Source organism: Streptomyces sp. NPDC028635, from assembly GCF_040637635.1.
GTDB lineage: Bacteria > Actinomycetota > Actinomycetes > Streptomycetales > Streptomycetaceae > Streptomyces.
The window spans coordinates 1-8,231 of sequence record NZ_JBEZWX010000078.1; the positions used below are offsets into that span (position 1 = coordinate 1).

Genomic DNA, 8,231 nt, shown 5'->3' on the forward strand with positions numbered 1-8,231 from the left:
GTGGAATCCCTGATGCCGCTGCGCCTCGCCCGCTACGGCGTCCCCCTCTCCGAAACCGCCCCCGCCGGCCTCGCCGCAGCCGGCATCGAGCCGGCGTTGATACCGGCGGCCCCGAAGCCGGCCCTGGACGCGGCTCCCGCGACCGGTTCGGCGTCCTCCGCCGAGGTGGCCGCGCGCACGCGTACCGCCGGGACGGGTCCCGTCCCGCAGCAGGCGGCACCGCCCTCCGAGCGCCGCCCCGAACCGGCCGCCGGCGACACCGGGCAGCAGGCCGGCGACGCCGTCCCCGACGAGAGCCCGTGGTTCCACAACCCCCGCGAGATCGAGTACCACGGCGGCTACGACCCCAACTACGACCCGGCCGAGCAGTACGCGCAGTGGTACGCCGAGCAGCAGGAAGCCGAGCAGTACGAGGACCAGTACCAGGAGGAGCCGCCGGCCGACGAACCCTCCGAGGAGGAGACCGGCAGCTTCCCCATCCCGGTCGGCCCGAACCGCACCCGCGAGCTGGGCGACGGCGGCGGCAGCCCGGAACCGGAGCCGACGGAGGAGGACTTCTACCTGGTCTTCCGCAAGTCGATCGACGGCAGCTACCCGACCCCCGCCCAGTTCCGGGGGGACGTGGAGGCGACGTTCGGCCGGACGCTGTCCAAGGGCGAGGCCGAGCGGATGGTGCAGCGCTTCGCCGCCCGCCACACGGCGGAGCTCCAGGAGGAGCACATCGCGTAAGGGCAGGTACGGCAGAGGGGCCCTCCACCGTGGAGGGCCCCTCTCCTGTTCGTCCGTGGCCGCTCGTCCGTGGCCGTTCGTCCGTACCCGTCAGGGCCGGTTACGCCCCGAGCAGCCGCCGCACGCGCTCCTGTCCCACCGCGAGCAGCAGGGTGGGCAGCCGCGGACCGGTGTCGCGGCCGACGAGCAGGTGGTAGAGCAGCGCGAAGAACGACCGCTGGGCGGTCTTGATCTCCGGCGGCAGCTCCTTGGGCGTGGCGTCCGCGGAGAACCCGGCCTGGACCTTGGGCACTCCGTAGACGAGGTGGGTCAGCCCGTCGAGCGACCAGTGCTCGGCGAGGCCGTCGAGCAGCAGGCGCAGGGACTCGCGGCCGGCGTCGTCGAGCGACTTCAGCAGCTCGGCGTCGGGCTCCTCGCGCACGATGGTGCGCTGGTCGGCGGGGACGTGGGTGTTGATCCACGCCTCGGCCTTGTCGTACCGGGGCCGTGCCTCGTCCAGGGAGGCCAGCGGCTGCTCCGGGTCCAGCTCGCTGAGGATGCGCAGGGCCTGGTCCTCGTGGCCGGCGGTGATGTCGGCGACGGAGGCCAGCGTGCGGTACGGCAGCGGGCGGGCCGTCTTCGGCAGCTCACCGGCGGCGGTGCGCACGGCGCGGGAGTGCGCGGCGACATCGGCGGGGAGGGCCGAGCCGTCGGCGACCTTGGCGTCGAGGCGGTCCCACTCGTCGTAGAGCCGCTGGATCTCCTGGTCGAAGGCGATCTTGAAGGACTGGTTGGGCCGGCGGCGGGCGTACAGCCAGCGCAGCAGCTGCGGCTCCATGATCTTCAGCGCGTCCGCCGGGGTGGGCACGCCACCGCGCGAGGACGACATCTTCGCCATGCCGGAGATGCCGACGAAGGCGTACATGGGGCCGATGGGCTGCTTGCCGCCGAAGATCCCGACGATCTGGCCGCCGACCTGGAACGACGAGCCGGGCGAGGAGTGGTCGACGCCGCTCGGCTCGAAGATCACGCCTTCGTAGGCCCAGCGCATCGGCCAGTCGACCTTCCAGACCAGCTTGCCGCGGTTGAACTCGCTGAGCCGGACGGTCTCCGAGAAGCCGCACGCCGTGCAGGAGTACGTCAGCTCGGTGGAGTCGTCGTCGTAGGCGGTGACCGTGGTGAGGTCCTTCTCGCAGTTGCCGCAGTACGGCTTGTACGGGAAGTACCCGGCGGAGCCGGACGAGCCGTCGTCCTCCTCGGCGGCACCGGAGCCCTCGGCGGCCTCCAGCTCGGCCTCGTCGACCGGCTTCTGCTGGGCCTGCTGCTTCTTCTGGTCGGCCGGCTTGGGCTTGGTGCGGTACTGGGCGAGGACGGCGTCGATGTCCTGCCGGTGCTTCATGGCGTGCAGGATCTGCTCGCGGTACACCCCGGAGGTGTACTGCTCGGTCTGGCTGATCCCGTCGAACTCGACGCCGAGCTGGGCGAGCGACTCGATCATGGCCGCCTTGAAGTGCTCGGCCCAGTTCGGGTGGGGCGAGCCCTTGGGGGCGGGCACGGAGGTCAGCGGCTTGCCGATGTGCTCGGCCCACGACTCGTCGATCCCGTCGATACCGGCCGGCACCTTGCGGTAGCGGTCGTAGTCGTCCCACGAGATCAGGTGGCGCACCTGGTACCCGCGGCGGCGGATCTCGTCGGCGACCAGGTGCGGGGTCATGACCTCGCGCAGGTTGCCCAGGTGGATGGGGCCGGAGGGAGAGAGTCCGGAGGCGACGACGACCGGTTTGCCCGGGGCCCGACGCTCCGACTCCTCGATGACCTCATCCGCGAAACGGGAGACCCAGTCGGTGGTCTCGGCGCTCTGAGCCACGATCGGCACGTCCTCTTTTTCTGGAGTTCTCAGACTTCTCTGAAGTTCTCGAAACGGAGTTCTCAGCCGGCGGCCGGTACGGTCGCACGGCCGCGCGCCCCCATTGTCCCAGGCCCGGCCCCCACGCGGAAAACGACTTCCCTCATCCTTGGCACAACCGTTCCCGTCGCCCGCCGGTCCAACTGCTCGACGAACCGGCCGGCGAAGGGGTGGGAGCCATGCGAAGTGGCGGCAGACGGGCACGGATGACGGGGGCGGCGGCCGCCGCGCTGCTGGTGGGTGCCCTGGCGGCACCGGCGGCGCACGCGGCACCGACGCAACCGGCGGCACCCGCCGCACCTGGTGCACCCGGTGCGCCCGGTGCGCCCGGTGCGCCCGGTGCGCCTGCCGCTCCGACGGAGGCGGACGTACGGACGTCTCTGCGGGCGGAGCCGGCGACCCTGGCCCCCGGCCGCATCGTCCAGCTGCACGTGACGACGGACGTGATCACGGGCACGGTCCCGGAGCTGGCGACGGTGATCACGCTCCCCGCCGGCCTGACGTACGACCGTCCCTCGTCGCATGACGACATGGAGTACACGCGCTGCACCCCGTCGGCGGACGACCGCACGATCACCTGCCGCTCGCTGGACGCCCCGCACCAGCACGTGTGGGAGACGCTGGCCCTCCGGGTCGGACAGGACGTGGCGCCGGGCACCACCCTGCCGATCACGGCCACGGCCGTCATGGGTGACGCGGTCGACACCAAGCCGGAGGACAACACGGCGACGGCGTCCGTGGAGGTGGCGGTGAGCCAGGACATCGGCGTCGCCTGGAAGCCGGCGAAGGCGTCGGTGAAACCCGGTGAGCGGGTGGCGGCCCGGTTCGTCGTGACCAACCACGGCTCGCAGCCGGCGCAGCTGAACGCCGTGCGGTTCTGGCTGGGCTTCGACTACTGGGACGGCTCCTCGATGCCCGACGACCCGGGCTGCTGGGCCGACCCGGGCGAGCTGATCTGCGACGTCTGGCGGAAGCTGGCCCCGGGCGAAAGCATCTCCTACGACTTCGCTTGGACGTTCCCGCAGAAAGCCGCCGGCACCACGTACGCGACGACGGGCTCGCTCGCCTTCCCGGACGTCCTCGACCCGGACCCGGCGAACGACAGTGCCGACCTCGTCATCACGATCGGCAAGCAGCCCAAGCCGACCCCGAAGCCGACGCCGAAGCCGACCGCCACGCCGACGCCCACGCCGACGGCGAAGCCGACCGCGGAGCCGGCACCGACCACGTCCACGACGGCACCCGTGACCGGCACGGGCACCGACCCCACCCCCCAGGGCGGCAGCGGCCGGCTCGCGGCGACCGGTGCGTCCGGGCTCCCCCTCGCCGGTGCGGCGACGGCCCTGACGGTGGCCGGCGGCGCGCTGGTGCTGGGGGCGCGTGGCCGCCGCCGGCGCGGCTCGCACTGAGCCCATTTCCCTTTCCGCGCACCGATCCGCCCACCGATCTGCGCACCGATCCGCCCACCGATCTGCGCACCGATCTTCCGAGAAGGACGACACATGCACCGACACTGGGGACGCCTCACCTCCACCCTGGGCGCGGCCGCGCTGGCACTGCTGGCCGCGTCGGCGACCGCGGCGCAGGCGGCGCCGGCCGACGATCCGGTCGACGTGGAGGCGCGCCAGGACCTGGGCACGCCGTTCACCGCTCCGGGCCACAAGCTCGGCATACGCCCGATCGCCGAGGCGGTGTCGGGCCAGGTGAAGCACCTCGCCGTCACCCTGACGCTGCCCGAGGGCGTGACGTACCAGGGCACGGGCGACGACGGCGCCTCCGCCGACTGCACACCGGCCGCCGACGGCCGCAGCGTGACCTGCGCGGACAAGGACGGGAGCACGCGTTCGGTGTCGGCAGACGTGATCGTCCAGGTCGGCAGGGACGTGGCACCGGGCACGGTGCTGACGTTCACGACCACCGCCGACATCGGTGACGCGGTCGACGCGAAACCCGCGAACAACACGGCGACCGGGAAGCTGGAGATCCGGCAGCCCGCGGATCTGAGCTTCGCGTGGAAGCAGCCGAAGGTCTCGGTGAAGCCGGGTGAGGACGTGAAGACGGAGGCCGTGGTGACCAACCACGGGCCCGGCCCGGTCAAGCTCGAAGCGGTGGAGTTCCAGACGGGCTGGGACTACGGGCCCGAGGACGGCAGCTACGACAAGGGCTGCTGGTGGGACCCGGGCGTGCTGATCTGCGACGTCTTCCGCGAGCTGGCGCCCGGCGAGAGCGTCACGTTCCCCTTCGCCTGGAACTTCCCGCAGAAGGCCGCCGGCACGACGTACCGCGTGCCCGCCTTCCTGTACCAGAGCAGCCTGCTCGACGAGAACCCGGCGAACGACAAGGAGACCCTGGTCTTCACCATCGCCAAGGCGTCCACGCCGACAAAGCGGCCGACGCCGAAGCCGACCGCCACGCCCACCGTGAAGCCGACGGCGACGGCCACGCCCGCGCCGGCCTCGTCGACGACGGCCCCCGCCCCGGGCAGCGACGTCACCGCGCAGGGCGGCAGCGGCCAGCTCGCCGCGACCGGCACCGGCCCGCTCACCACCGTCGGCGCGACGGCGGCGGCGCTCACCGTCGCGGGCGGCGCGCTCGCCCTGACCCGGCGGACCCGTCGCCGGGAGCACTGAGCCGGTGCGTCACAGGTGGGCCGTGGGGGCGGCGGCGCTGGCACTGCTGGCGACATCCGGAAGCCCGGCGCGGGCGGCGCCGGGCTCCGGCCCGGTCGATGCGGTGGCGCGCCTGCACCTGAGCGTCCCCGACGGCCCGCCGCCGAGGCGGATCGTGGCGGAGCTGATCGCCGAGACGACCTCGGGGCGGATCTCGCACCTGGCCGCGGAACTCGCTCTTCCACGGGGCGTGACCTACGACGGCATCATGCCCAACAGCGGCAGTGACGACGACGTGTGCACTCCGGCCGCCGACGGCCGGACCGTCAGCTGTGTGTCGCGGACGGGGCAGAGCGACCGCGTCTCGGTGGTGGTGTACCTCGCGGTCGATCCCGCCGTACCCGTGGACACCGTTCTGTCGCTCACGGCCAGGGCCGACATCGGTGACGCGGTCGACACCTGGCCCAGGGACAACACCGCCACGGACGAGACCACCCTCCGTCCCGCCGCCGACGTCACCCTCGCGTGGCGGAAACCCTCCGGGCCGGCCGTCCCCGACCGAGGGGTGGAGACACCGCTGGTGGTGACCAACCACGGCCCGGCGAACACCACGCAGCTCGAACTGACGCTGTCCGTCATGGGGGACTACTGGCCCAGCGGATACGAGGACGTCGAGCAGTGCTGGACGGACCCGGGTGTGCTGATGTGCCTGCTGTCCGGCCTCGCCCCGGGCGAAAGCATCAGCCTTCCCCTGTCGTGGCGCTTCCCCCGGAAAGCGACCGGCACCACCTACGAGGCTCCCGCATCGATCAGGAGCGTCCCGGCCGACCCGAAGCCGGCGAACAACGCGGACACCCTCCGCCTCACCATCGCCGAGCCGCCCCCGCCCGCCCACCGCCCGGCGCTCGCCGTCACCGCCGCGGCGGGGGCAGCGGTGGTGGCCGTCGGCGGCGCGGTCCTGCTGCTGCGGAGGCGGGCGCGCCGCTCCGCCTGACGGCACGCCCGCGCAAGCCCGGAAAACGGTTTTACCCCCCGTGGGATACTGGCCGTGTCCACACACCCCACGAGGAGAACGGCACCCATTCCTATGGCCTCGGTCACGTCCCTCACCGCTTCCGTCCACCAGCGCCTCGCGTCCGCGCTGTCGGCTGCCCTTCCCGAGGCCGCCGGCGCCGACCCGCTGCTGCGACGAAGCGACCGGGCGGACTACCAGGCCAACGGCATTCTCGCGCTCGCGAAGAAGGCCAAGGCCAACCCGCGCGAGCTGGCCACGCAGGTCGTCGCGCAGGTGACCACCGGTGACCTGATCCAGGACATCGAGGTCTCCGGGCCCGGCTTCCTCAACGTCACGGTCACCGACCGGGCGATCACCGAGAACCTCGCCGCGCGCGCCGCCGACACCGACGGCCGCCTCGGCGTGCCGCGGGCCGAGCAGCCCGGCACCACGGTTGTCGACTACGCGCAGCCGAACGTGGCGAAGGAGATGCACGTCGGTCACCTGCGGTCCGCGGTGATCGGCGACTCGGTGGTGCAGCTGCTGGAGTTCACCGGCGAGAACGTGGTGCGCCGGCACCACATCGGCGACTGGGGCACGCAGTTCGGCATGCTCATCCAGTACCTGGACGAGCACCCGCACGAGCTGGACCACAGCGGCGCCGAGGTGAGCGGCGAGGAGGCGATGTCCAACTTGGACCGCCTCTACAAGGCCGCGCGCCGGAAGTTCGACTCCGACGAGGAGTTCAAGACGCGTGCCCGTCGCCGGGTGGTGGACCTGCAGGCCGGTGACCCGCACACGCTGGCCATGTGGCAGAAGTTCGTGGACGAGTCGAAGATCTACTTCTTCTCCGTCTTCGAGAAGCTGGACATGGAGGTCCGCGACCCCGACATCGTCGGCGAGTCCGGCTACAACGACATGCTCGCGGAGACCTGCCGCCTGCTGGAGGAGTCGGGCGTCGCGGTCCGCTCCGAGGGCGCGCTGTGCGTGTTCTTCGACGACATCAAGGGCCCGGACGGCAACCCGGTCCCGCTGATCGTGCAGAAGTCCGACGGCGGCTACGGCTACGCGGCCACCGACCTCTCCGCGATCCGCGACCGCGTCTTCAACCTGAAGGCGAACACCCTGCTGTACGTGGTCGACGCCCGCCAGTCCCTGCACTTCAAGATGGTCTTCGAGACCGCGCGCAAGGCCGGCTGGCTGAACGACGACGTGAAGGCGCACCAGCTGGCCTTCGGCACGGTCCTCGGCAAGGACGGCAAGCCGTTCAAGACGCGTGAGGGCGAGACGGTCCGGCTGGTCGACCTCCTCGACGAGGCGATCGACCGCGCGTCGGCCGTCGTCCGGGAGAAGGCGCAGGACCTGTCCGAGGAGGAGATCGCCGAGCGGGGCGCCCAGGTGGGCATCGGCGCGGTGAAGTACGCGGACCTGTCGACGTCGGCGAACCGTGACTACAAGTTCGACCTGGACCAGATGGTCTCGCTGAACGGCGACACGTCCGTCTACCTCCAGTACGCCTACGCCCGTATCCAGTCCATCCTGCGCAAGGCCGGCGAGGTCCGCCCCGCCGCCCACCCCGAGCTGGAGCTGCACGCGGCGGAGCGCGCGCTGGGCCTGCACGTGGACGCGTTCGCGGAGACGGTCGCGGAGGCGGCGGCGGAGTACGCCCCGCACAAGATGACGGCGTACCTGTACCAGCTGGCGTCGCTCTACACGACGTTCTACGACAAGTGCCCGGTCCTGAAGGCGGACACCCCGGCCCAGATCGAGAACCGCCTGTTCCTGTGCGACGTGACCGCGAAGACCCTGCAGCAGGGCATGGCACTGCTGGGGATCAGGACGCCTGAGCGGCTCTGACCTCTCGGCACGACAACAGGAAGCCCCGCCGGGCGTGCCCGGCGGGGCTTTTTGTCAGAAGGGCCGAGCCGCAAGTATCAAATATGCGAGGGCCAACGGGTTTAAACACACCAAACGGGGGTCTAAAAGTTACCAGAACGTACGATGAGGAACGTGA

General features: G+C 71.6%; 5 protein-coding genes and 1 pseudogene. 5 read left to right on the forward strand and 1 reads right to left on the reverse strand.

Translation table 11 applies throughout. The features are described 5' to 3' along the window. Nucleotides 1-729, forward strand: a pseudogene (locus tag AB0E88_RS35480) (hypothetical protein); the annotation flags it as partial. Between the two features lie 100 nt (nucleotides 730-829). On the opposite strand, the gene lysS reads toward AB0E88_RS35480, so the two are convergent. After that, nucleotides 830-2,584 (reverse strand): lysine--tRNA ligase, encoded by a 1,755-nt coding sequence (lysS, locus tag AB0E88_RS35485; protein ID WP_361639276.1) that lies wholly within the window; start codon nucleotides 2,582-2,584, stop codon nucleotides 830-832. Nucleotides 2,585-2,820: 236 nt separating this feature from the next. On the opposite strand from lysS, the gene AB0E88_RS35490 reads away from it, so the two are divergent. The 4 genes from AB0E88_RS35490 to argS all read left to right on the forward strand — a co-directional run bounded on the left by AB0E88_RS35490 (nucleotide 2,821) and on the right by argS (nucleotide 8,074). Then, nucleotides 2,821-4,023 carry a hypothetical protein gene (locus AB0E88_RS35490; RefSeq protein ID WP_361639278.1) on the forward strand — a complete coding sequence of 401 codons (1,203 nt, stop codon included), beginning with the start codon at nucleotides 2,821-2,823 and terminating at the stop codon, nucleotides 4,021-4,023. A 93-nt stretch (nucleotides 4,024-4,116) separates the two neighbouring features. Continuing rightward, nucleotides 4,117-5,244 carry a hypothetical protein gene (locus tag AB0E88_RS35495; protein ID WP_361639281.1) on the forward strand — a complete coding sequence of 376 codons (1,128 nt, stop codon included), beginning with the start codon at nucleotides 4,117-4,119 and terminating at the stop codon, nucleotides 5,242-5,244. A 4-nt stretch (nucleotides 5,245-5,248) separates the two neighbouring features. Next, the gene (locus AB0E88_RS35500) at nucleotides 5,249-6,217 is read left to right on the forward strand and encodes a hypothetical protein (RefSeq protein WP_361639284.1); all 969 of its coding nucleotides are present in this window, start codon (nucleotides 5,249-5,251) and stop codon (nucleotides 6,215-6,217) included. Between the two features lie 93 nt (nucleotides 6,218-6,310). Continuing rightward, a complete protein-coding gene (argS, locus tag AB0E88_RS35505; protein ID WP_361639287.1) occupies nucleotides 6,311-8,074 on the forward strand; it encodes an arginine--tRNA ligase in 1,764 nt (587 codons plus the stop codon). Nucleotides 8,075-8,231 lie beyond the last annotated feature (157 nt).

Bases quoted from the DNA above. Each gene is read 5' to 3' on its own strand.
- argS (WP_361639287.1), top strand. From the start codon at position 6,311: ATGGCCTCGGTCACGTCCCTCACCGCTTCCGTCCACCAGCGCCTCGCG.
- AB0E88_RS35495 (WP_361639281.1), top strand. From the start codon at position 4,117: ATGCACCGACACTGGGGACGCCTCACCTCCACCCTGGGCGCGGCCGCG.
- AB0E88_RS35490 (WP_361639278.1), top strand. From the start codon at position 2,821: ATGACGGGGGCGGCGGCCGCCGCGCTGCTGGTGGGTGCCCTGGCGGCA.